General features: G+C 66.7%; 22 protein-coding genes. 9 read left to right on the top strand and 13 right to left on the bottom strand.

Annotation, left to right across the window (positions count from 1 at the left end; genetic code table 11):
- Positions 1–6: 6 nt before the first annotated feature.
- Positions 7–1209, bottom strand: a complete 1203-nt coding sequence (locus ACP15I_RS20195; RefSeq protein ID WP_424976432.1) for an efflux RND transporter periplasmic adaptor subunit — start codon at positions 1207–1209, stop codon at positions 7–9.
- Positions 1210–1420: 211 nt separating this feature from the next.
- Here ACP15I_RS20195 and ACP15I_RS20190 point away from each other — a divergent pair, with 211 nt between their 5' ends.
- On the top strand, positions 1421–2065 hold the full coding sequence (locus ACP15I_RS20190; protein ID WP_424976431.1) for a TetR/AcrR family transcriptional regulator: 645 nt from the start codon (positions 1421–1423) through the stop codon (positions 2063–2065).
- Positions 2066–2077: 12 nt separating this feature from the next.
- Here the strand turns inward: ACP15I_RS20190 and ACP15I_RS20185 are convergent, their stop codons facing one another.
- Both ACP15I_RS20185 and dapB read right to left on the bottom strand, forming a co-directional pair.
- Positions 2078–2485 (bottom strand): BLUF domain-containing protein, encoded by a 408-nt coding sequence (locus tag ACP15I_RS20185; protein ID WP_424976430.1) that lies wholly within the window; start codon positions 2483–2485, stop codon positions 2078–2080.
- Positions 2486–2603: 118 nt separating this feature from the next.
- Entirely contained in the window at positions 2604–3413 is an 810-nt protein-coding gene (gene dapB / locus ACP15I_RS20180; RefSeq protein ID WP_424968161.1) for a 4-hydroxy-tetrahydrodipicolinate reductase, read from the bottom strand.
- A gap of 117 nt (positions 3414–3530) precedes the next feature.
- On the opposite strand from dapB, the gene rbfA reads away from it, so the two are divergent.
- The 6 genes from rbfA (at position 3531) to ACP15I_RS20150 (ending at position 9968) form a co-directional block, all read left to right on the top strand.
- Positions 3531–3950: a 30S ribosome-binding factor RbfA gene (rbfA, locus tag ACP15I_RS20175; protein WP_424968162.1), complete on the top strand. Its 420-nt coding sequence runs from the start codon at positions 3531–3533 to the stop codon at positions 3948–3950.
- A 2-nt stretch (positions 3951–3952) separates the two neighbouring features.
- Positions 3953–4867 carry a tRNA pseudouridine(55) synthase TruB gene (gene truB, locus ACP15I_RS20170; protein WP_424976429.1) on the top strand — a complete coding sequence of 305 codons (915 nt, stop codon included), beginning with the start codon at positions 3953–3955 and terminating at the stop codon, positions 4865–4867.
- Positions 4867–5145: a DUF1294 domain-containing protein gene (locus ACP15I_RS20165; RefSeq protein WP_424968164.1), complete on the top strand. Its 279-nt coding sequence runs from the start codon at positions 4867–4869 to the stop codon at positions 5143–5145. The genes truB and ACP15I_RS20165 overlap by 1 nt, the downstream gene beginning before the upstream one ends.
- A gap of 128 nt (positions 5146–5273) precedes the next feature.
- Positions 5274–6704 carry a tannase/feruloyl esterase family alpha/beta hydrolase gene (locus ACP15I_RS20160; RefSeq protein WP_424976428.1) on the top strand — a complete coding sequence of 477 codons (1431 nt, stop codon included), beginning with the start codon at positions 5274–5276 and terminating at the stop codon, positions 6702–6704.
- A gap of 193 nt (positions 6705–6897) precedes the next feature.
- Complete coding sequence (locus ACP15I_RS20155) at positions 6898–8787, top strand: PhoX family protein (protein ID WP_424976427.1); 1890 nt, start codon at positions 6898–6900, stop codon at positions 8785–8787.
- A gap of 158 nt (positions 8788–8945) precedes the next feature.
- Positions 8946–9968 carry a glycosyltransferase gene (locus tag ACP15I_RS20150; RefSeq protein ID WP_424976426.1) on the top strand — a complete coding sequence of 341 codons (1023 nt, stop codon included), beginning with the start codon at positions 8946–8948 and terminating at the stop codon, positions 9966–9968.
- Between the two features lie 339 nt (positions 9969–10307).
- Here the strand turns inward: ACP15I_RS20150 and ACP15I_RS20145 are convergent, their stop codons facing one another.
- Together ACP15I_RS20145 and ACP15I_RS20140 are read right to left on the bottom strand one after the other, a co-directional pair.
- Positions 10308–11555 carry a glycerate kinase type-2 family protein gene (locus ACP15I_RS20145; protein ID WP_424976425.1) on the bottom strand — a complete coding sequence of 416 codons (1248 nt, stop codon included), beginning with the start codon at positions 11553–11555 and terminating at the stop codon, positions 10308–10310.
- A complete protein-coding gene (locus ACP15I_RS20140; RefSeq protein ID WP_424976424.1) occupies positions 11552–12436 on the bottom strand; it encodes an NAD(P)-dependent oxidoreductase in 885 nt (294 codons plus the stop codon). Before ACP15I_RS20140 ends, ACP15I_RS20145 begins: the two co-directional genes overlap by 4 nt.
- Before the next feature lie 123 nt (positions 12437–12559).
- On the opposite strand from ACP15I_RS20140, the gene ACP15I_RS20135 reads away from it, so the two are divergent.
- Positions 12560–13357 (top strand): FadR/GntR family transcriptional regulator, encoded by a 798-nt coding sequence (locus ACP15I_RS20135; RefSeq protein WP_424976423.1) that lies wholly within the window; start codon positions 12560–12562, stop codon positions 13355–13357.
- On the opposite strand, the gene denD is transcribed toward ACP15I_RS20135, so the two are convergent.
- From denD to ACP15I_RS20105, 6 genes are all read right to left on the bottom strand, one after another.
- Positions 13354–14319 (bottom strand): D-erythronate dehydrogenase, encoded by a 966-nt coding sequence (gene denD / locus ACP15I_RS20130; protein WP_424968172.1) that lies wholly within the window; start codon positions 14317–14319, stop codon positions 13354–13356. The genes ACP15I_RS20135 and denD overlap by 4 nt on opposite strands.
- A gap of 28 nt (positions 14320–14347) precedes the next feature.
- Positions 14348–15001 carry a peroxiredoxin gene (locus ACP15I_RS20125; protein WP_424968173.1) on the bottom strand — a complete coding sequence of 218 codons (654 nt, stop codon included), beginning with the start codon at positions 14999–15001 and terminating at the stop codon, positions 14348–14350.
- Positions 15002–15299: 298 nt separating this feature from the next.
- Entirely contained in the window at positions 15300–16256 is a 957-nt protein-coding gene (locus ACP15I_RS20120) for an L-malyl-CoA/beta-methylmalyl-CoA lyase (RefSeq protein WP_424968174.1), read from the bottom strand.
- 135 nt (positions 16257–16391) lie between these two features.
- The gene (locus ACP15I_RS20115) at positions 16392–17144 is read right to left on the bottom strand and encodes a lysophospholipid acyltransferase family protein (protein ID WP_424976422.1); all 753 of its coding nucleotides are present in this window, start codon (positions 17142–17144) and stop codon (positions 16392–16394) included.
- The gene (locus ACP15I_RS20110; RefSeq protein WP_424976421.1) at positions 17144–18040 is read right to left on the bottom strand and encodes a cell division protein FtsX; all 897 of its coding nucleotides are present in this window, start codon (positions 18038–18040) and stop codon (positions 17144–17146) included. The genes ACP15I_RS20115 and ACP15I_RS20110 overlap by 1 nt, the downstream gene beginning before the upstream one ends.
- On the bottom strand, positions 18037–18708 hold the full coding sequence (locus ACP15I_RS20105; protein ID WP_424968177.1) for a cell division ATP-binding protein FtsE: 672 nt from the start codon (positions 18706–18708) through the stop codon (positions 18037–18039). Before ACP15I_RS20105 ends, ACP15I_RS20110 begins: the two co-directional genes overlap by 4 nt.
- A gap of 167 nt (positions 18709–18875) precedes the next feature.
- On the opposite strand from ACP15I_RS20105, the gene ACP15I_RS20100 reads away from it, so the two are divergent.
- Complete coding sequence (locus tag ACP15I_RS20100) at positions 18876–19727, top strand: zinc-ribbon domain-containing protein (RefSeq protein ID WP_424976420.1); 852 nt, start codon at positions 18876–18878, stop codon at positions 19725–19727.
- Between the two features lie 169 nt (positions 19728–19896).
- On the opposite strand, the gene ACP15I_RS20095 is transcribed toward ACP15I_RS20100, so the two are convergent.
- Together ACP15I_RS20095 and lysA are read right to left on the bottom strand one after the other, a co-directional pair.
- Positions 19897–22581, bottom strand: coding sequence for a DUF4175 domain-containing protein (locus ACP15I_RS20095; RefSeq protein ID WP_424976419.1), 2685 nt, complete (start codon positions 22579–22581; stop codon positions 19897–19899).
- A gap of 3 nt (positions 22582–22584) precedes the next feature.
- The gene (lysA, locus tag ACP15I_RS20090) at positions 22585–23880 is read right to left on the bottom strand and encodes a diaminopimelate decarboxylase (RefSeq protein ID WP_424976418.1); all 1296 of its coding nucleotides are present in this window, start codon (positions 23878–23880) and stop codon (positions 22585–22587) included.
- Positions 23881–23900: the final 20 nt, after the last annotated feature.

The following is a 23900-nucleotide window of genomic DNA, read 5'->3' as shown; positions in this document are numbered from 1 at the left end:
GGCGGCTTACTCCGTCAGAGCCGCAGTGCGCCGTGCCGTCTCTGCGCGGCGCAGGGGCATGCCGACAACCACCGTATCCAGCGGGCTGGTCACCAGCTCTGCCCCGGCGGGCAAGGCCCCGACGCGGACATAGCTGTCCTCGCCATCCACATGGATCAGATCGGCGGGCACCACGTTCAGGACGCCGTCCACATAGAGCCAGAGCGCCCCGTCCCGGAACGCCGTGGAAGGGATGGCATAGGCCCCGGCAACCTCGGCCCCGCTGATCGTGACATGGGCAAAGGCATTGATCAGGGCGGGCGGCGCCCCCGAGGGCAGGCCCCCCTGCGCGTTATCCGGCACGCCTTCGGCATCCAGCAACCGGACCGTCACGTTCAGGGATCGGGTGCGGGTGTCGAGTGCGGTCTCAACCCGGGTGACCTCACCCCCCCAGCGATAGACCTGCCCAGCAAAGCGCGCCTCGACCTCGGCGGGCACCTGTGCGCCCTCGAACAGGCCGGGGATCAAGGCGGCGTCGGCCTGGCGCAGCGGGACCGTGACCTCCAGCGCGTCATCCGTATAGATCACCGCGATTTCCTGCCCCGGGCTGACCACGGCACCGATCTCAGCGGTCTTGCGCAGGACCCGCCCGGCAAAGGGTGCGGTGATCCGGGCGTTATCGAGCGTGACATCCGCGGTCTCGCGTGCGGCGCGCAGGCTGTCGAGGCTGGCCATCAGCTCCTGCCGCTGGCTGGTCAACTGATCCAGCGCCTCCTGTGCGATAACGCCCCGCTCCCGCAAGGTCTCGCCACGTTCGAGTTGGGTTTTGACCAGATCGAGCCGCGCCTGGGTCGAGGCGATATTGGCATCCGTCTGGTCCAGCGCCGCTTCGGCAGCCCGGTCATCGAGCCGCACGAGCACATCGCCCGCCGCAAAGCTGCCGCGCGCATCGATGGCCGGGTCGAGATCGGTGATCCGCCCCTGGATCTGCGCCGAGAGCGCGACCTGCCGGAACGGTGTGATGAACCCCTCGCCCCGCACGGGCAGCGCCGTGTCATAGGCCATGAGCGGTTGCGTCGCCACAAGGGCCACCGGTCGCTCCACTGGCTGGGCCTCGACGATATCGCGGGTCGCCCCGAGATACTGAAAGCCCAGATACCCGCCCGCGACAAGCGCGACCGAAACCACCAGCCAGAAGGCATCGCGCAGCAGTGAAAACAGACGGGACATGGTGCAAAATCCAATGTGATGGCGTATGGGCGCAAATATTGACTTACGGGTCATTAAATCAAGAAAGAAAGTGACCCGCACGTCATTTTTGTGTGCATCAAGGAACAGGGCCTGTGAAAACGCCTTCAAACCACGCAGGTCCCGGCGTAATATAGCGACGCACGCGCAAGGATTGGCCCCGCCGACCGCGCGCGCAAGGAGAGACCTGCTCGTGACACAGCCCCCGCGCCCAGACCCGGACCACCCCGCGCCGCCCCGCCGCAAGCGCCGGAAGGAGGCACGCCCGGCAGAGATCGTCGAAGCGGCCTTCGCGGTGTTCTGCGAGCATGGCTATGGCAAGGCGCGGGTGGATGACGTGGCCCGCCGCGCAGGGATCGCCAAGGGTACGGTCTATCTCTACTACCCCAACAAGCAGGCCCTGTTTCAGGCCGTGGTGGAGGCCAAGGTCACCGCCGCGATCTCGCAGGCCGCGATCATGGCGGACGGATTCGAGGGCAGCTCCGCCGAGCTGCTGCGCCGGATGGTGCGCAACGCCTATGACAATCTGGTGCTGACCGATGCCAAGCTGCTGATGCGGATCATCATCGGCGAGGGGCATCTCTTTCCGGAAATCCAATCCCTGTATTACGAGGTCGGGATCAAACCGGGCATGACCATGCTCGACAAGGTGGTGGAACGCGGCGTCTCAATGGGCGAATTCCGCGATGGCCCGGCGCGGGAGTTTCCGCGTCTGATCATGGCCCCCGGCATCATGGCTGCGATCTGGCAGATGACCTTTTCCGCCAACGAGCCCATCGATATGGAACGCTATTTCGAGAGCCATCTGGATCTGGTGCTGAACGGGCTGAAAGCCTGACGGGGCCTGGGATCACTCCGGCGCACCCCGCCCGGCGGCCAGTTTACGAAAGACCATGAGAATGTCGTTCTCCGTGGCGGTCTCGACCTGCCCGGCGGCGGTCTCCTCCCGGCTCCACATCCAGGACTCGGCAGGGTCGTGGCGCATGTCCCACCCGGGGAACAGCCGGTGGCTGATGGGCAGGCTGGCGAGCTTGCGCACCTCCAGATGGCGGTCATCCCGCGCGATGCGGGAAAAGCAGGCCTGCACCGCCTGCTCGGGCCCCTCCAGAAGCTGACAGTAAAGATCGGCGCGACAGATCAGGGCCCCGGTGACATCGTCCTCGCGGTTGCGCGCCCGGGCATCCACAAGGATCCCGGCCAGCGCGGACGCGTCATAGCCGAAAGGGCGTGAGACATAGGCGATCTGGATCAGTGACATGCAGGCGGGCTCCCATGATGGTGGCGCCGGCTGCGGACCATCTGAGGTCAGGCTAGCACGGACCGGCCCGGATTGCGCGGATCATCTGGGCCCGGCGCGCGCAGCGCGCCCCGCGTGCTCAAAGTCCAAGCACATCCATCATGTCATAGGCGCCGGGGCCCTTGTCCTGCCCCCAGAGGGCCGCCTTGAGCGCGCCCCGGGCAAAGACCGAGCGGTCCGAGGCCACGTGGCGCAGGGTGATCCGCTCGCCCTCGGCGGCGAACAACACGTCATGCTCGCCCACGATGTCACCCCCGCGGATCGCCGTGAAGCCGATATCGCCCCGCTTGCGCGCGCCGGTGATCCCGTCGCGGCCCCGGTCCGCGACCGCGTCCAGCGCCACGCCCCGCCCGGCGGCAGCGGCCTCGCCCAGCATCAACGCCGTGCCCGAGGGCGCGTCGACCTTGTGCCGGTGATGGGCCTCGATCACCTCGATGTCGTAATCCGCATCCAGCGCCTGGGCGACCTTCTCGGTCAGTTTCACCAGCAGGTTCACACCGAGGCTCATATTCCCGGCCCGCACGATCACCGCATGGCGGGCGGCGGCCTCCAGATGCGCGAGATCCTCGGCGGCAAAGCCGGTGGTCCCGATCACATGCACGGCGCGGGCCTGCGCGGTCAGCTCCGCATGGGCCACGGTGGCGGCGGGCGAGGTGAAATCGATCACCGCCTGCGCCGTGGCAAACGCCTCCAGCGGGTCATCGGTCACGGGCACGCCGATCTCGGCCCCGCCCATCGCCGTGCCGATATCCATGCCGATCCAGTCATGGCCCGGCCGCTCGGTCACACCCACCAGCCGGGCCTTGTCCGAGGCCTGTACCGTCTCGATCAGCATCCGGCCCATCCGGCCCGAGCCCCCAGTCACCACGATCCCCGGCACATCGGTCATGTCTTGCCCTTTCCTAGCAGTCGGCCCCTCCTAGCGCGCCGGGCCCGCGCGTGCAAACGCGTGTGTTGCAAGGGGCGCGCGGGGCAGGTACACGGGCGGCTCGAAAGGATTCCCACCATGGCACGTTCGCGATTTGATACCGGCTCCGGCCCGTCCCAACGCCAGTTGCGCGTGGGCGAGTTGATCCGGCGCACCCTGTCCTCGGTTCTGGCCCAGGGCGATATCCACGACCCGGACCTGAACCGCATGTCGATCACCGTGGGCGAGGTCCGCACCTCGCCGGATCTCAAGGTGGCCACGGCCTATGTCCTGCCCCTTGGCGGGCATGGCGCGGAGGAGGCGCTGGCCTCTCTGCGGCGCAACCGCCACGAGTTGCGCCGGGCCGTGAGCAAGGAGCTGACGCTCAAGTTCTCGCCCGAGCTGCGGTTCCAGATCGACCAGACTTTTGACCGGATGGACGAGACGCGGCGCCTGCTCAATCAGGACCATGTGCGGCAGGATCTCGACAAATCCGTGGATGACGACGACGAGGCCTGAGCATGGGACGGCGGAAGAAGGGGCGCGCGGTGTCCGGCTGGCTGGTGATCGACAAGCCCGCGGGGATGAGCTCGAACGCGGTGGTCAACAAGGTCCGCTGGGCCTTTGACGCGCAAAAGGCGGGCCATGCGGGCACGCTGGATCCCGAGGCAACGGGCGTTCTCGCCATCGCCCTGGGCGAGGCCACGAAAACCGTGCCCTTCGTGACCGACGCGCTCAAGGCCTATGAGTTTATCGTGCGGCTGGGACAGGCCACCAATACCGATGATCAGGAAGGCGAGGTCATCGCGACCAGCGATGCGCGCCCCTCCGATGACGAGATCCGTGCGGCCCTGCCGGACTTCGAGGGCGACATCCTGCAGGTGCCACCGCAATTCTCAGCCGTGAAGATCGATGGCGAGCGGGCCTATGCACGGGCCCGCGCCGGCGAAGAGATGGAGATCGCGGCCCGCCCGCTCTATGTCGACAGCCTACGCTTTGTCGCCCGGCCCGATGCGGATCACGTCACGCTTGAGATGGTCTGCGGCAAGGGGGGCTACGTGCGCTCGGTCGCGCGGGATCTCGGCGCGGCGCTGGGATGCCACGGCCATGTGCGCGAATTGCGCCGGATCTGGTCCGGGCCCTTTGAAGTGACCGATGCCACGCCGCTCGACGCGATCGAGGCGCAGGCGAAGGACCCAGCGCTGGACGCCCATCTCATGCCGCTGGAAACCGGGCTGGCGGATCTGCCCGAGCTGCCCTGCACGCCCGAGGGCGCGACCCGCATGCGCAATGGCAACCCGGGCATGGTCCGCGCGGCGGAGGCCGAATATGGCGACACCGCCTGGGCCTCCTATCAGGGGCAGGCTGTCGCCGTGGGCACCTACCGCGCGGGGGAGCTTCACCCCTCCCGTGTTTTCCTCCATGGTGCCTCCTGATGGAGAGTATTCTTCCCGATATCCCGGTCTGGCTCGCGGTGGCCCTGCTGAATGTCGGCGCGTTCTTCGCCTTCTGGATCGACAAGCGGCAGGCCGAGCAGAGCGGCACGCGCATCGCCGAGCGGCGTTTGCTGCTGCTGGCGGCCATCGGGGGCAGCCTCGGCGCGAAGATCGCCCAGATCACCCTGCGCCACAAAACCCGCAAGCAACCCTTCGGACATATCCTGAACGGCATCCTTGTTGTGCATCTGGTGCTGCTGCTTCTGGTGCTGCGCTGAGCCGTCAGAATTTTCTGACAGATCGGGCAATTCGCCCTTTCACAGCCCCGTGACATTCGCAAGACTAGGGTAAGACGGCCCGTCAGAGGCCGCGCCCAATCCAACAAGCATGCAAACGGGAGGTGCTCATGCGAGCCGCCATTATCCTATCCACCGCCCTTCTCGGGGCCAGTTCCGCTATGACCTTGGCAAGCGATGCCGAAGGTTGCGCGGCCCTGCGCGACACGGTCTTCGCCGGGGGCTATGTGACCTCGGCCCGGGTCATGCCCGCGGGCGAGACCACGCCGGAATACTGCGAGGTCCGGGCCACCGCCCTGCCCGCCATCTCGATCGAGGTGCGCCTGCCGCTCGAAGGCTGGAACGGCAAGTATTATCAGGCGGGCTGCGGCGGGTTCTGCGGCATCCTCGGGCGGGCCGATGCGGGGTCGGGCTGGATCAACGCCATGCGCCCCGGGCTCGAGCGTGGCTATGCCACCGCAACCTCCGATAGCGGGCACCATGCCCTGTCGGTCGTGGACGCGGGCTGGGCCGACAACAACCCCCATGCAGAGCGCGACTGGGGCTATCGGTCGATTTCCGAAACCCACCGGGTGGCGCAGATCATGCTGGACGCTTTCTATGGCAGCGGCTCCGAGCAGGAGATCTTTCAGGGCTGCTCCACCGGCGGGCGCATGGCCCATATGGCCGCCCAGCGCTTCCCGGAGATGTTCGATGGCATCATCTCGGGCGCGCCTGCGATGAATTACACCGATCTGGTGCTGACCAAGATGGCCTACCTGATGCAGGCCAACACCGATGCCGAGGGGAACCAGATCCTGAAGCCCGGCAAGGAGGCGCTGATCGGGGATGCGGTCATGGCCCAATGCGACGCGGTGGATGGCGCCGAGGACGGAGTGATCGCCGATCCGCGCGCCTGTTCCGTGGATCTGAGCACCCTGCAATGCAGCGGCGAGGATGACGGCACCTGCCTGACCGCACCGGAACTCGACGTGCTGGCAAAGTGGCGTCAGGGCCCGGTAAATGCTGTGGGCGAACAGCTCTATCCCGGCGGGATCCCCGAAGGCTCCGAGCCGTTCTGGTGGCTTTGGCTGACCGGCAATGGCACGGGCGGCGGCAAGCTGGTCAACGCCTTCACCACGAATTTCGGGTCCTACATGGCGTTCGATCAGGATCCCGGCCACGGCTGGAGCCCGGCGCAGTTCGATATCGAGACCGATCCGGGCCGCATGACCCGCTCTGCCGGGTTCTACAATGCGGACAACCCGGACCTGACGGCGTTTCGCGAGGCCGGGGGCAAGATGATCGTCTGGCATGGCTGGGCCGATGCCATCGTGACGCCCTACAAGACCGTGGACTGGTACGAAAAGGCCGCCGCAGCCGCGGGCGGTGAAGACATCCTCAAGGAGAATGTCGCGCTCTTCATGGTGCCGGGTCTGGATCATTGCGGAATCCTGCCGGGGCCGGGGGGAATCTCTCAGGCGGCGCTCGATCCGATGACGCCGCTGGAGGCCTGGTTGCAGGAGGGCACCGCCCCGACCAGCATCCGTGTTACAGAGTAAAACCCTGTGATTTCAGGGGGAAGGCGGCTTTCGGGCCGCCTTTCTTGATCGCAGTCAAAAATACTGACAGATCAAATATTAACAATTAGGGTGAACGGCGGCGGACTGTCGCCTGACCGTCATAAACGGGAACTACGCCTTCCGCCAGCGTGCGGCTGCCTCGCGCGCATCCACCAAAAGGGGAGAAGGTACTATGAAAGACATCGACACAACTGAATTGTCCTGGGACGAATGGGACGAATTGAAGGATCCCCGCCCGGAAGAGAATGATTTCGACGCCGTTGTCGAACGCGCCCTGTCGCGCCGCGGTTTTCTTGGCGGATTGCTGGTCATGGGCTCCGGCGCTGCGGCCATGGGCACCGGCCTGCTGAGCTCGACCTCCGCCCAGGCGATGAGCCCGAAATCCCGTTTCGCGTTCAAGCCGATCCCGATCCAGACGGACTACACCGTGCATGTGCCCGAGGGCTACACCTGGGACGTGCTGGTCAAATGGGGCGATCCGCTGTTCTCGGGCGTGGCCGAGTTTGACCACGCGGCCGGGGGGCTCGATGCCGAGAACACCGCCCGGGCCTTTGGCGAGAACACCGACGGGATGGAGCTCTTCCTGATCGGGGACAAGCAGGTCATCGCGGTGAACCACGAATACGCGAACACCAAGACCAACCTGCACAACCATGTGGATGGCAAGGCGGGCTCGGCCGAGGATGTGTTAAAGCTGCAGAACCTGCAGGCGATCACCGTCATGGAAGTGACCGAAGGCGAAGATGGCTGGTCCGTCGTCGTGGATAGCCCGTTCAACCGGCGTCTGACCCACAACTCGCCCATGCGGATCTCGGGTCCTGCGGCGGGCTCCGACCTGCTCAAGACTGACGCGGATCCGGAGGGCGTTCTGTCTCTCGGAACCATGAACAACTGCGGTGCGGGCCGCACGCCCTGGGGCACGTATCTGACCTGCGAAGAGAACTTCAACGGCTATTTCGGCTCTTCGGATCCGGACTTCGAGCGCCCGGCGGATTTCGTGCGCTATGGCGTTAACCTCGAAGGCCGCTATGGCTATGAGAAGTTCGACGAGCGCTTCGACATCTCGAAGAATCCCAACGAGCCGCATCGTGCGGGCTGGATCGTCGAGATCGATCCGTCGGATGCCTCCTCCACCCCGGTGAAGCGCACCGCTCTGGGCCGGTTCAAGCATGAAAACGCCGCCTGCGCCGTGGCACCCGATGGCCGTGTGGTCGTCTATATGGGCGATGATGAGCGCGGGGAGTTCATGTACAAATACATCTCCAATGATGTGTATGTGCCGGGCGGGGATACCTCGACGCTGCTCGACGAAGGTCAGCTCTACGTGGCCAAGTTCAACGATGACGGCACCGGCATGTGGATCGCGCTGACGCCTGAGGCGACCGGCATGTCCGCGGTAGAAACCCTCGTCTACAGCCGCATGGCCGGTTCGGCCGTGGGGGCAACGACCATGGATCGTCCGGAATGGGTGGCTGTGAACCCGATCGCGGTCGAAGGCTATTGCTGCCTGACCAACAACCGCAACCGGGGCGTCAAGCCGAATGCCGGTGGGGACGACACCTCCGCCAACGGGCCTAACCCGCGGGACGCCAACAATTACGGTCAGATCGTGCGCTGGTATCCCGAGAATGACGACCATACGTCGGACGGCTTCACCTGGGATCTCTATGTGATGGCGGGCAACCCCACCGTACATAACGATGCCTATGCCGGATCCGACAATGTCAACGAGGGCAACCTGTTCAATTCGCCGGACGGGATGCAGTTCGACAGCTCGGGCCTTGTCTGGATCCAGACCGATGGCAACGACAAGAACGAGGGCGACTTCGCGGGCATGGGCAACAACCAGATGCTCGCCGGGGATCCGGTGACCGGCCAGATCGAGCGCTTCCTGACGGGCCCGAAAGGCTCGGAAGTCACGGGTCTGACCTGGTCGGCGGACCGCCGCACCATGTTCGTGGGCATCCAGCACCCGGGTGGCTTCTTCCCGGGCAAGGAGGGCGACCTGCCGCGCTCGGCCATCGTTGCCATCAAGCGTGAGGATGGCGGCCTCGTAGGCTAACCTTCCGTGTCGCGGATGTAAGGGGCGCGTCGGGAGAAAGGCGCGCCTTTCCTTTGGCATGCAGGCGCGGCGCATCGTCCTGCCTTGCACCGGCCGAGCGCGGCCGCAACGTCAATTCTGCTCTAGGAAGATCACCTTAAACTTCGTACACCGCAGATATGAGCGAACAGACCGCCCCTTCCACACCGATGCCTCCGGCGCAACGCGCTGACCGCCCGCTGACCGTCGTGGTCGCGGCCTGCACCCGCCGCCGTCCCCGGATGCTGGAGCGTCTGCTTGAATCTTACGTCGGTCTGGACGTGCCGGAAGACGTCACTCCGGTCTTTCTGGTGGTCGAGAACGATACCGAAGCCAGCAGCACTGCCGTGATCGAGGCATTTCAGGATCGCCTGCCCGGCCCGCTGCATGCCGTTCTTGAGACCGTCCCCGGCATCCCCATGGCGCGCAATCGCGGGCTGGATGAGGCCGCAGCCCTTGATGCCGACTTGGTGCTTTATGTGGATGATGACGAGACGGTCGCGCCTGACTGGCTGACCGCAATTGTCGCCGCCTGGCGGACCGGCACTGCCGAGTTGATCGGAGGTCCCGTACGCCTGACCCCGCCGGAGGAAGACCTGACCGGAGCGCAAAGCACGGTGTATGACGGTATGGTCAAACGCTTTGCCGGCAAGGAAAAACGGGCAGTCGAACGGATAGCCGCCGGTCAGGTCGAGCGCGTGACGGTAGTCACCAATAACTGGCTCTGCGACATGCGGCTCTATCACGAACTTGGCCTGCGCTTTGACGAGGCGCTGCAATTTACCGGCGGATCCGACACACGTTTCTTCCGGGCGGCCCGGGAGCTGGGGGTCGAGACCGGCTGGGCGCCGGAGGCGGTGGTCTATGAAACCGTGCCGCCCGAACGGCTGACCCTGCCCTATCAGTTCGCCCGGGGCCGCGACCAATCCGCCACCTCCTTCGGACAGAAAATGGCCGAGGGGAAATGGGGCGATGCGGTGATCAGCATCCTGATCTCTGTCCCGCTCAAAGCGATCGGGCTTGTGATGATCGTTCTGTCACTGCCCATCTCGCGCAGTCAGGGTCTGGTCGCTTTGTTCCGGCAGGCCGGGTGGATCGCCGGACGCCTCTCCCGGCTCTTGGGGCGGCAATCGCGCCTCTACAAGAAAACCACAGGAAGCTGACGCGCTTTCGCGAACCGAGACACGCACAAGGCTGGCAATCGGCATGATGTCGGGCCGTATCAGCGCGCGCAGGCGTGGATGCACTCCACAGCCGTGGGAAACGCGACCCTGTCCACGGTCGGCAGATCCATCAGGAATGTCGGGGATTTTGGCGTTGCTCGACAGGTAGCCCTGGTGAGTTTGTACGATATGCGGCCCTCACGTGGTGCGGCCTCCCACAACCCGCATAGGACATCCGCCTCTGACACGGGATACCGCGCCCCCACTCGGGAGGGGCCGCGACCATCGCCCGGATCCAGTGCAAGCCTCGCAGGGTCCTGCCCAGGATGCGGGCAAGGATCAGCCCGGAATGTAGATCGCGCGGAAATCGTTCACATTGGTATGGGTCGGACCCGACACCACCAGCCCGCCGGCTTTTTCGAAGAAGCTGTAGGCGTCATGGCCTTCGAGATAGGGACGGGCCTCGGCCTTGTGCGCGGCCACGCGCGGCACCCAGATGACGCCCGCATTGTCCTCGGATCCGTCGATGCCGTCCGTGTCGCAGGATAGGGCTGACACCCCTTCGGGCGCGTGCAGGCCAAAGCTCAGCAGGCATTCGGAGTTCCGCCCGCCCTTGCCGTAGCTGCCGCGCACCGTGACCGTGGTCTCGCCCCCTGACAGGATCACCGCCGGGCCCTTGATCGGGTGGCCATGGGTGAGTGCCGCGCGCGCCACACCGGCCAGAACGATGCCCAGCTCGGCCGCCTCGCCCTCAAGCGCGTCGCCGAGGATCAGGGGCGCGACACCTTCGGCCCGGGCCACCTCGGCCGCGGCATCCAGCGCCATCTGGGGCGTGGCGATCATATGGCATTCGGCTGCGGCAAAGGCCGGATGGGTCGGATCCGGGGTCTCGGCGGCGGGGGTCTGCAGATAGGCCGCAACCGCATCCGACAGCTCCAGATGATAGCGCGCCGCGATCTCGCGGGCGTCGCTGGCGGTGGTCGGGTCCGGCACGGTCGGGCCCGAGGCGATGATCGCCGGGTCGTCCCCCGGCACGTCCGATATGGTCAGCGTCACGCAACGCGCAGGCCAAGCCGCCACGGTCAGGCGGCCACCCTTGATGCGGCTGAGATGCTTGCGCAGGCAATTCATCTCATCAATCGCCGCGCCGCAGGACAGGAGCGCCTTGTTCACCGCCTGCTTGTCCTCCAGCGTCAGCCCCTCGCCGGGGGCTGCCAGCAGGGCCGAGCCCCCGCCCGAGATCAGGCACAAGGCCAGATCGCCCTCGCCCAGCCCCGAGACCAGCTCGAGGATCCGCGCCGCCGCGGCCTCACCCGAGGCATCGGGCACGGGATGCCGCGCCTCGACAATCTCGATCCCATCCGTGGGCAGAGCCGCGCCATAGGGCACGATCACGATGCCTTCGCAGGGCCCCCAGGCCGCCTCGACCGCCTGCGCCATCTTGGCCGAAGCCTTGCCAGCCCCGACCACGACCACGCGGCCCGCAGGCCTCTCCGGCAGGAATTTCGGCACCGCGATGGCCGGGTCGGCCGCGGCGACCGCAGCCCGGAACAGGCTGCGCAGAAAGGGTTCGGGATCGGCGATCATATCTCTTGTCCATCCATCTTGCGGAACCGCTGGATCAGGCTCGACGTGTCCCAACGCCCGCCACCCAGCTGCTGCACCTCGGCATAGAACTGATCGACAAGCGCCGCCACGGGGAGCGAGACGCCCATCGCTTTGGCCTGATCGAGGGCAATGCCCAGATCCTTGCGCATCCAGTCCACGGCGAAACCATGGTCAAACTCATTGTCAATCATCGTCTCGTGACGATTGGCAAGCTGCCAGGATCCGCCCGCGCCTTGACTGACAAGCTGCGCGACCTTCTTGGCATCGAGCCCGGCCTTCATGGCAAAGAACATCCCCTCGGAGACCGCCTGCACCAGCCCGGCAATGCAGAGCTGGTTGACCATCTTCACAAGCTGGCCCGCACCCGCCTCGCCAAAGAGATCCGTCGCCTTGGCGTAGCTGTCCATCACGGGCTTGGCGCTGGCATAGTCGTCCTCGGACCCGCCGCACATGATGGCGAGCTGACCGTTTTCGGCCCCCGCCTGCCCGCCGGACACCGGACCATCCACGAAGCCCACGCCCTTCTCGGCGGCGGCCGCCGCGATCTCGCGCGCCACCTCGGCCGATGCGGTCGTGTGATCCACGAGGACCGCACCGGAGCCGAGCGCGGCCAGCGCGCCGTCTTCGCCGAAGACCACCGAGCGCAGGTCGTCGTCATTGCCCACGCAGGTCATCACGAAATCGCAGCCCTCTGCCGCAGCGCGCGGGGTCAGACCGTGGCTGCCTCCATGCTCGGCCACCCAGGCCTCCGCCTTGGCGGTGGTGCGGTTATAGACGACGACCTCATACCCCGCCGCCTTGAGATGCCCCGCCATCGGGTAGCCCATCACGCCGAGCCCGAGAAACGCCACTTTCGCCATCTGTCTTCTCCCTTGAGTTCCGGCCACCCGCCGGTATTGTCAGACAATCTCTAGCCAACCCGAGCGCCGGGGGCCAGAGCCGAGTGTCCATTCGCCGATCCAAAGTTTAGCCCGAGGCAGCCCATGTTCGAGCCCATCGCACAAACCCCGCGCTACCGGCTGGTGGCACAGGCCATCGCCGAGAAGATCCGCCAGGGGGCATTTCCCGCAGGCGAGAAACTGCCGCCGGACCGGGTGCTGGTGGACGAGCTCGGCGTCAGTCGCGCAACCCTGCGCGAAGCCCTGATCGCCTTGGAGGTAAAGGGGTATATTGAGACGCGCTTTGGCTCTGGCGCCTATGTTCTGGGCCCGCCCGACGCCGAGGACAACGTCCCGCTCGCTCCGGATCAGGCCACCGCCGCGCTGGTGCCGGTGGTTCCGGTCACCGGGCCGTTCGAGGCGCTGGAGGCGCGCCGTCTGATCGAGGGGGAGCTGGCCGCGCTGGCCGCCCATGCCATCACACCCTCGGCGCTCGACACGCTCTGGGGCTGCCTGCAGGCGCTTGAAGCCTCGGAACCCGACTGGGATCCGGAGGCTGATTCCCGCTTTCACGAGGTGATCGCCGAGGCGGCGGGCAATGCGGTGCTCGGGCAACTGGCCGCGCAGTTCTGGGCCGATCAGGAGGCCAACCCGCTCTGGGCCGCGATCCAGACCGCTGTCGAGGACAGCAATCGCCGCCCGCAGCTTGTGGCCGAACACGAGGCGATCATCGAGGCCCTGACCGAAGGGGATGCGGAAGCCGCGCGCGCGGCCATGCACGCCCATCTCGACAGTTTTGCGCGCACCTTGCTCGCCCAGTGGGACGCCCCCGAACGCGGCAGCGCCGAGGCCGCGCCCCATGCGCGGCTGCGCGACACGCTGGGCGCGGAGCGTCGGGTCTAGCCCTTGGCCTCGCGCGCTGGTGCATAGGCGGCCTGATACTCGCGCAGGATCGAAACGAACCCGTCATTGACCGGAAAGCCGAGCGCCTCGGCGGTGTCGGTGACAAAGGCCTCGGGCCAGCTCTGCACGATCCGGGCAATGGTCGGATCCGGGTCATGGGAGACGAGCGCCCGCGCAGCAGGCCCTGCCTCGGACTCGAGCGCCGCGAGCATCTCGCCCACGGACACGCAGATCCCCCGCAGGTTCAGCACCGGGTGGGGTGCGATCTGCGCCCACGGCAACGCGGCGGCATGGGCCAGCCCGGCCACAGTGACATCCGGTGAGGCGATCCAGACCTTGGTGTCATCGGGCACCGGGCAATTGGCGGCCTGCCCGGCCAAAGGCTCTCGCAGGATGCCGGACAGAAACCCCGAGGCCGCCGCATTGGGCAGGCCCGGTCGGATCGAGACCGTGGGCAGCCGCAGGGAGGTGCCCCGCAGGAACCCCTTGCGGCTGTAATCCGCGAGCAGAAGCTCGGTCATCGCCTTCTGCGTGCCATAGCTTGAGGCCGGGCGCAGGCCGAACTCTTCGGGGACCACGTCCGGGAAGGGCGGGCCATAGACCGCCAGCGAGGAGGCGAAGATAACCCGGGGCTGTGTCCCGCCAGCCCGCAGCGCCTCGAAGAGCGCGCGCGAGGCGTCGAGATTGACTGCGTAGCCGGTGTCGAATTCAGCCTCTGCCTGCCCCGAGACCACCGCGGCCAGGTGAAAGACCAGATCCGGCTTGAGCCCGGCCAGCGCTTCGGCGGTGCCTGGCGCGCCCAGATCCGCCGCGTGGGACGTGCAAGACACCCCCGCAACCGGCGCGGGCGCGGCCCGGTCCACGAGCACAAGCTCCGTGGTGCCGGGCACTGCCCCCGCTGCGATCTGCGCGCTCAGTTTCGCGCCGAGCATGCCCGCCGCGCCGATGATCATGACCCGCATGAGACGTCCCTCCCCTGACGCCCCCCAATCAACCGGGGAGCTGTGTCTTGCGCAGGTAGGGCAGAACCGCCTCGAAGTCGCCAAATTTCGCTTTGGCATCCTCGTTGCTGACGGTGGGCGGGATGATCACGTCCTGCCCGGTGACCCAGTTCGCCGGGGTGGCGACCCCGTGCCCCATGGAGGTTTGAAGCGCGTCGAGCGCCCGGACGATCTCGCCGAAGTTCCGGCCCACGGTCATCGGATAGGTCATGGACAGCTTGAGCTGCTTGTCCGGCCCGATGATGAAAACCGAACGCACGGTCGCGCTGTCGGCCGGGGTGCGGCCATCGGGCAGGTAGGCCTCGGCGGGCAGCATGTCGAAGGCCTTGGAGACCTCGAGCCCGGTATCCGCGATGATCGGGAAGGTCACGGTCGCGCCGCCGACCTGCTCGATATCGCCGATCCATTTCTTGTGGTCATCCACTCCGTCCACGGAGACGCCGATCACCTTGGTGCCGCGCTTCTCCCATTCCTCGGCAAGCTGGGCGACCGCGCCGAATTCGGTGGTGCAGACCGGGGTGAAATCCTTGGGGTGGCTGAACAGGATCGCCCAGCTGTCGCCGATCCAGTCGTGGAAGGTGATCTCGCCGATATTGGTTTGGGCGGTGAAGTTGGGGACGGTGTCGTTGATGCGCAAACCCATCTGGGAGGCTCCTTTGGCAGCAGGTATCGCGCCGGAGAGTATGCAGTGCGCGACCCGGATGGTAGGGGCTGCGGCGCTTTTTTGACAAGCTTGGGGGTGATCGGGATGACCCGACTGGGTCCGGGGGATCGGGCCGGTGGCGCCGCCCCTGACAGGGCGGCGCGGACGCGCATCGCTCAGGGAGCGGCGCCTGTTTTCGGCCGTTGTGCCTGCGCGGCTGATCCCCGGGCCCAAGCGAAATCCGGGGCCGCGGGGCGGGCTTGCGGGTGCTTCAGCACCCGCCACCGTGCCACCGATCTCAGCCTGCGATCAGCTCGGATTGGGCCACGATGACCTCGGCTTGCTTGATCGAGGCAATGTCCACCAGACGGCCCTTATACACCGTGGCGCCTTCGCCATTGGCCTTGGCCTGCTCCATCGCGGCGAGGATCTCGCGCGCCTCGGCGACGGCTTCCTCGGACGGGGTGAAGACCTCGTTGGCAATCGCCACCTGTTTGGGGTGGATCGCCCATTTGCCGACCATGCCCAGCGTGGCAGAGCGGCGTGCCTGGGCGCGGAAGCCCTCGTCATCCGAGAAATCCCCAAACGGCCCGTCCACGGGCAGCACACCATGGGTCCGGCACGCAGCCACGATGGCGGCCTGGGCCCAGTGCCAGGGATCCGACCAGTACTTCTCGCCCTCGCGATACATGTAGTAGTTTTCCTGCGTCCCGCCGATGCCCGTCGTCTGCATCCCCATGGAGGCCGCGAAGTCCGCCGCCCCGAGGCTCATCGCCTGCAGGCGCGGCGAGGATGCAGCAATCGCCTCTACATGAGCGATGCCCGCCGCGCTTTCGATGATCACCTCGAAGCTGATCGGCTTGGTGCGCCCCTTGGCCGCCTCGATGGCCGTGACCAGTGCGTCCACCGCATAGATATCCTCGGCGCAGCCCACTTTCGGGATCATGATCTGATCGATCCGGTCGCCAGCCTCTTCGAGCAGTTCGACCACATCCCGGTACCAGAACGGGGTATCGAGGCTGTTGATCCGGACGCTCAGATACTTGCTGTTCCAGTCGATATCGTTGATCGCCTCGATGATATTCTTGCGCGCCTGAGGCTTGTCATCGGGGGCCACGGAATCCTCGAGATCGAGGTTGATCACGTCCGCTGCACTCGCGGCCATCTTCTCGAAGATCGCGGGGCGCGAGCCCGGGCCGAACAATTGGCAGCGGTTAGGACGGGCCGGGGCTTGCGGCTGGAGGCGGAAGGACATGGAGGCGCTCCTCTGAACTTATATTACGTATTGCGTTGCTGGCGGGATAGATTATTGCGCGCGACCTCGCAAGCGAATTATGCGCGCGCAGCAATGCAGGCGCGGCACAGGCCGGTTCTCCGAAGGGTTGGGGCCTCAGGATCCGCCGGAGGCGCCCTTGGCCCGGGCGGCGGCGGCATCGAAGCCCGCCTCCAGCATCAGTCGGTCCGACGCAGATTCGATCCGCGTCTCGATCTCGGCCATGAACGGCTCGAGCGCCAGATCCGCGCCCAGCGGCTCGAGGAACTCGACCACCGCCAGACCCGGCTTGCGCAGAACCGCCGAGCGGGGCCAGAAGACGCCCACATTCGTGGCCGCAGGCACGCAGCGCTGGTCCAGCGCCGTATAGAGCGCGCCAACGCCCACCTTGTAGGGTTTGTCCGCATCCACCGCGACCCGGGTGCCTTGCGGGTAGATCACAAGCTGCCCCTTGGGCGCGTTCGGGTCGGTGACCCCGGCCACCATATCCTGCACAGCCCGCCCGCGCTTGCCCCGGTCCACGAAGACGCACCCCACGCGGTGGGCGTAGTAGCCCAGCATGGGCGCGCGGCGGAGCTCTTTCTTGGCGATGAAGCGCGGCGCATCGATCACGCTGCAGATCATGATGATGTCAAAAAAGCTCTGATGCTTCGAGGCGATGATCACTTCGCCCTTCGGCACCTCGCCCCGGATCTCGGATTTCAGCCCGATCATCCACGCGGCCGACCAGCGCACATAGCGACAATAGGTGCGGATCCCCGCATAGGCTGCGCTGCGGCGGAACATGGCCGCGGGCGTGAACCAGATGAACAACACCACCATGGCCAAGTACATCTGGAAATTGAAGAACAGCGAACGGAGATATTGCATCAGGCCAACTTTCTAAGCATGCGCAGCGCGGCGATGCGCGTGGCGATATAGGCGAGCAGGGCGGCAAAGATCGGGACGAGTGCGGGCAGCAGCCAGCTTGCCCCGCTAAACCCGAGCCCCGACAGCAGCGTCGTCTCCGCCGCGCCCCGCGGCAAGAGCACCAGCGCAAGCACCGCGAGGACCGTGCCCAGAACCGCCCCGAGGATGGCGCGCAGGGTAAAGCGCCGGGTGAAGGCGCGCGCGATATAGATATCCTGCGCGCCCACCAGCCGCAGCACCGTGATGACCTGCCCGTTCGCCGCCAGCGCCGCATGGGCCGCCAGCGTGATCATTGCCGACATGGCCACCCCGATCAGCAGGGCCGAGATCACCGCAAGCCCCCGCAGCCGGTCCGCGCCCTCGATCAACGGGCGCCGCCAGCGGGAATGATCGTCGAGCACCGCGCCCGGGGCCTCCCCCGCGAGCCGCAGGCGCAGGTTCACCGGGTCATAGCCGTCGGCGGTTTCCATCAGCTCGATCAGGCGCGGCAGGGTGAGTGTGTCCAGCGGCAGGTCCGGCCCGAACCAGGGGGCCAGCAGGGCCTGTTGCTCGGCGCGGTCCAAGGCGCGGGCCGACGCCACACCGGGGGTCGTGGCCAAGACCTCGAGCACCGCGCGGGTCTGGGCCTCGACCTGCCCCGCCGGGGCCGAGATCCGCACGGTCGCCGTGCGCGACAGGGCCTCGGACCAGCGATCCGCCAACCCGCCCGCGGCGACCGAAAGGGCCAGTGCGAAGACCGCGAGAAAGGCCATGGCCCCGGCGGTCAGCACCGTCAGCTGCGCCGTGAAGCCCGTGGGCGGGACAACGTCATTGGCCGAGAGCGAGATCTCGGTGGCAGGGGCGTTCGGGCTGGTCACAGGTCGCTCCCCGCCTGTTGCAGGCGTCCCCCCGCGAGGCGCAGCACCCGCGTCGTGGTCATGGTCTTGGCATGGCGGATCAACGCGAGGTCATGGGTCGCCAGAAGGATGGCCTTGCCCATGCGGTTGAGCTCGACCAGCAGGGTGAGCAGGCGCTGGGACATCTCCCAGTCGATATTGCCCGTGGGCTCATCGGCGAGGATCACATCCGGATCCATCATCACCGCGCGGGCCAGCGCCGCCCGCTGCCGCTCGCCGCCCGAAAGCTCGGGCGGGGTGGCGCCTGCGCGCTCGGACAGGCCCACCCAGCTCAGCAGTTCCGCCAGATCGGTGTCCGGCACCGCGCGCCCGGCCACCGAGAGCGGCAGCGCGATGTTCTCGGCCACGGTCAGGTGGTCCAGAAACCGGCAATCCTGATGCACGACCCCGATCCGCTGACGTGTTCTGGCAATCTCATCCCGACCAAGCCCGGCCCCCGGCGCCCCGAAGAGCGACACCGAACCCTCATCCGGAGCCAGATCCAGGTAGCACAGCTTGATCAGCGTGGTCTTGCCGGCCCCCGATGGCCCGGTCAGGAAATAGAACTCCCCGGGCTGGACATGCAGCTGCGCCGCGCTGAACAGAAGACGGTCTCCATAGCGGAACGCCACATTGTCCAGATCGATCATGAATGGGGGTCCCTCTGCTGCTGCCCTCCTGTAGCGCATGTGTCTTGGCAGTTGCAATTGCGCGCCGTGACCGCGATCATGTCACGCGCATCCCAGGGGCCGTTGCGCGCCTGCGGGGCCGGAACCCGATAAGAATACTGGGCAGATCCAAAAACGGTGGACCGAGCATGCGACTGACCTGTCCGAATTGTCAGGCACAGTATGAAGTTGACGACGCGGCGATCCCCGCGCGCGGGCGCGATGTGCAGTGTTCGAGCTGCGGCCATGGCTGGTTCCAGCACTCCGCAGGCGCGGGCGATACGGCTGAGCCGGCGGTCGAGACGGCCCCACCCGCCGTCGAGTCGCCCCCGATGCAGGATGCATCACCAACTGACACCGACGCGACGGGGGATGAGGGCGATTTTCCGCCGGTCCCCGCACAGGTATCGCCCAAGCGCGAGCTGGACCCCGCCATTGCGGACATCCTGCGCGCCGAAGCCGAGCGCGAGGCGCGCCAGCGCCGCAAGGAGGCCGCCGCCCTCGTCGAGACCCAGCAGGAATTTGCCCTGACCGACAGCGCGCCGGAGCCCTCCGGGATGGAGGGGTTCGCATTCGGCCCCCCCATGGCGGCCGCCGCGACAGACCGGAAGGTCGAGGCCCCCTCGGAACCGGCAGAGCCGCGCCGGACCCAGGTGGCCCGCAAGGATCTCCTGCCGGATATCGAGGATATCAATTCGAGCCTGCGGGCCGGTCCGCTGGACAGCACGGATCCGACCCGGATGATGACCCCCGAACAGGCGCAGGAGCATCGCAGCCATGGACGGGGCTTTCGGCTGGGCTTCTCGGTGGTGCTGATCTGCGCGACGGCGGCGCTGCTGGTCTATGCCTACGCGCCCCTGCTCGCGCAGCGCTTTCCACAGTTTCAGCCGGAATTGACCAGCTATGTGGCGGCCATGAACGGGCTGCGCGAGACCGTGCATGGCTGGCTCGAAGAGGCTGTAACGCGCGCCAATGCGCTAATCGCCAAGCTCACCTCCTGACGCCATGGGCGCGGCGGCGCGGGTCCGCGCGGTCCTGTCAGGGACCGCGCCATGGCGCGACCTCTGTCCTCCGGATCCAGCCACCTCTGCCCTAGTGCAACGCTGAAACCGGATCGCGGCGACCGGGTCGCGTGGCGCGGTCCCTGGCAGGACCGCGCGGACCCGCGTCTCAGAACCGGTCGAGCAGGCGTTTGAGGTAATCGAGCTCCGCATCTGGGCGTTCCTGCTCGCCGGAGCGGCGGCGGATCTCATCCAACAGCTCCTGCGCGCGGCGATAGCGGTCCTCGCCCTGCAGCAGGTTCTCATCGGTCCCGAGACGACCCTGATTGCCATTGTCGCGACCCAGCGGGTCGCGCTGCTGGTTCGGGGACTGGCTGTTGGCCTGCCCCTGCCGCCCTCCGGGCTGCTGTTGTTGTTGCTGCTGGGCCATCTGCTCGCCGAGATTTTCCATCCCCTCGCGGATCGCATCCATGGCGTCGGACTGGTTGTCCAGCGCCTCGGCCAGATCGCCCTGATCCAACGCGTTGGCCGCGTCATCCATGCTGCGCCCGGCCCGGTCCAGCGCGTCGCGCGCGGCATCGCCAAGCTCGGTCCCGGCCCCCGGCAGGTTCTGGGCCTGCTGGTCGAGGATATCGCCCAGCTGGTCCTGCCGGCGCGCCAGCGTATCCGCATCGGGCATCCCCTGCCCGTTCTGAGCCTGCCCCTGACCTTGGCCGGGTTGCTGCCCGCCGGGCTGTCCCTGGCCCTGACCCTGTTGCTGGCCTTGCCCGAACTGCTGGCCCTGTTGCCCTTGCTGGCCCTGGCCCGGCTGCTGCCCCGGTTGTTGGCCCTGTTGCTGCCCCTGCTGCTGACCTTGTTGCCGGCCCTGCTGTTGCCCCTGTTGCTGACCTTGCTGGTTCTGCAGATCGCGGAACGCCTCATCGGCCAGATCCTGCTGCTGGCGCAGGGTCTCCTGCAGGCCTTCCATGGCCTGATCACCCGGGCTCTGTTGACCCTGCTGCCCCTCGGCCATTTGCATGTTCTGCATCATCTGCATCATCTGATCGAGCAGCGCCTGCGCCTCGTCCATGCGGCCCTGCTCCATCAGCTCCTGCAGCTGGTCGAGCATATCCTGCAGCTGATCGCCGGTGATCTCCTGCATCTCGCCCTGGTTCTCGGCCTGCTGCTGTTGCTGGCCGTTCTCCTGATCGCGCTGAAACTGCTCGGCCATTTCCTGCATCATCTGCTGCATGGCATCGCGCAGTTCCTGCATCAGCTCGGCGATTTCCTCGTCCGTGGCGCCATCGCGCATGGCCTCGGACAAACGCTCCTGCGCGCGCCGCAACCGTTCGGCGGCATTGGCCAGATCGCCCTCCTCGAATTGCAGCGCGGCATTCCAGAGCGCTTCGGCCACCTCCTCCTGCAGGGTCGGCGTCACCTCGGTCTCGATCCCGACGATGAGCTGCGAAAGGGCCGTGCGCAGCATCAGATAGGCGGTGTCGTTGTTGATGAACCCCTCGGGCCGGTGGGTGACCGCGCGCAGAAGCTGGCTGACCCGGACCGCGTTCTCGCGGGTCCAGAGCAGATCGCGCCGCTGTTCGATGATCGCTTGCGCCATCGGGTCGAAGAAGCGCCGTCCGGGTAACACGAGGTCAAAGGGTTCGGCCACACCCTCCTGTCCGAGGTCATCCTCGGCGGTGAAGGTCAGTGTCACGGGCAGGTTGGCCCAGGGATGCTCCGAGAAATTGTCGACCAGCACCTCGGAAAACTCGGCCCGGTCGCCGGAGATCGACATGGGGATATCGACAATGATCGTCTCGCGCGGCTCGGGTGCGGGGACGAGCCCGAAGCGCCGGTCCACAGTGTCGAGATCCAGCGCGATCTGCGCCGACCCGCCCACAACCGCGTAGTCATCGCTGGCGGCAAAGGGCAATTCCATCTCGCCCATGACCGTGCGGGTCACCGGGCCGTCCACCGCGATCACCGGCGGCGCGTCGGCCAGCACGGTGAAGTCCCAGCTGCGCCCGGTCTCGCCCTCGATGGCCAGGGTGCCGTCCCGGGCGACGATCACTTCCTGCGCGATGTCGCCCGACGGCTCCGCCGGCGCCTCGGACACGGTCTCGCGCACGCTCAGCTCGCCATCCAGCGCATAGAGGCGCAAGGTCACCCGGCTGCCCTCGGGCACGGTCAACGCCGCCTGATCCAGATCGTTCAGATAAAGGCTCGGCTTGCCGGTATAGGCTGGCGGCTCGATCCAGCCTTCCCAGGCCGGGCCGGTGGCCAGGGCCTGCCCGCCGGTTGCCGCGCCTTCAAGCTCGCGCACCTGCCCCAGACCGCCAAAGAGCAGCGCCACCGCCAGAGCCGTGGCACCCACATAGCGCAGGGCATAGGGGTCGCGATCCGCAAGACGCAGGTCCGGCAGAACCGCCCGCGCGCCCCGGGCCTTTTCGGCGATGCGCCGCAAATGGGCGTTCCAGACCGCGCGGGAGCCTTCATCCTCGGCCCCGATCGCCTGCAGGTCGCGCAGGGTCTCGATCGGGCGTCCCGGAACCGTGCGGTCCAGCCGGGCTTCGGCATCCGCGCGGCTGGGCATGCGGAACTGGCGGATCCCCAACCATGCGGTCGCGCCCGCGCCCAGCACCAACAGGACCGTGACGGACCAGATCAGCTCCAGCGGCAGGGCCAGCCCCGCGCCAAAGATCATCACCACAAGGCTCAGCGCCAGCACGCACCAGAGCGGCCAGAAGGCCCGCACAAACCGCTCGGCGGTCATGCCGATCTGGGTCAGCCGCCGGGACCAGACGAGCTGGCGCAGGGCGGCATCCTTGTCCTGGATAAAGTCCTCGTCAGGTCGCGGGCTGCGCGTGTCTGGCATCGGTCATTCCTGATGGGCCGGGACGGGAGTATCCTCTAGCCATTCGGGAATGGTATCGCGATTTATGATTTCGTCAAAGCTGGGGCGCTGTCGAATGACAGCGAATTGATCCCCGTGGACCAGCACCTCGGGGATCAACGGCCTTGTATTGTACTCTGACGACATGACCGCGCCATAGGCACCCGCCGAACGGAACGCCACCAGATCGCCCTCGGAAATCGGCGGCATCTCGCGCCCCTTGGCGAAAGTGTCGCCGCTCTCGCAGACGGGGCCGACGACGTCATAGGGCGTCGGGACCACGCCCGGGGCGGGTTCGCGCACCGGGATGATATCGTGATATGCGCCATACATGGAGGGCCGGATCAGGTCATTCATCGCCCCGTCGAGGATCAGGAATTCCCGGTCCTCACCCTGCTTGATGTAGATCGCCCGCGACACCATCAGACCCGCATTGCCGGAGATCAGCCGCCCGGGTTCGATCTCGATCTCGCAGCCCAGATCGCCCACGGTCCTTTGGATCAAGGCGCCGTAATCGTTCGGAAGGGGCGGTGCCTCGTTCGAGCGTGCATAGGGAATGCCCAGACCGCCGCCCAGATCGAGCCGCCGGATGTCATGCCCATCGGCACGCAGGTCGCGGGTCAGCTCGGCCACCTTGAGATAGGCCGCCTCGAACGGGGCAAGCTCGGTCAGCTGGCTGCCGATATGCACATCGATGCCGATCACGTCGATCCCCGGCAGGGACGCGGCCTCGGCATAGATCTCGCGCGCCCGCGAAATCGGCACGCCGAACTTGTTCTCGGATTTGCCTGTGGCGATCTTCTCATGGGTCTTGGCGTCCACATCCGGGTTCACCCGGAGGGTGATCGGCGCTTTCGTGCCGAGGCTCACCGCGACCTCGCTCAGGGCGCGCATCTCGGGCTCGGATTCCACGTTGAACTGGCGAATCCCGCCGATCAGCGCGTCGCGCATCTCCTCACGGGTCTTGCCCACGCCGGAGAACACGATCCGGTCACCCGGCACGCCCGCAGCCTTGGCCCGCGCGTATTCACCACCCGAGACCACATCCATCCCCGCACCGAGCCCGGCCAGCACCTTGAGGATCGCCTGGTTCGAGTTCGACTTCATCGCGAAGCAGACCAGATGCGGACCCCAGTCCAGCGCCTCGTCAAAAAGCCGGAAATGCCGGGTCAGGGTCGCCGTGGAATAGACGTAGAACGGCGTGCCCACCGCATCGGCGATGGCCGACACGGGCACGTCTTCGGCGTAAAGCTGGCCGTCACGATAGAGAAAGTGGTCCATGGGGCGATTCCTCAGGGGCG

Origin of the sequence: Dinoroseobacter sp. S124A, assembly GCF_049801015.1 — a bacterium.
Lineage (GTDB): Bacteria > Pseudomonadota > Alphaproteobacteria > Rhodobacterales > Rhodobacteraceae > Dinoroseobacter.
The sequence above is the reverse complement of the archived record's forward strand: the minus strand, read 5'-3'. Positions and strand labels throughout refer to the sequence as shown.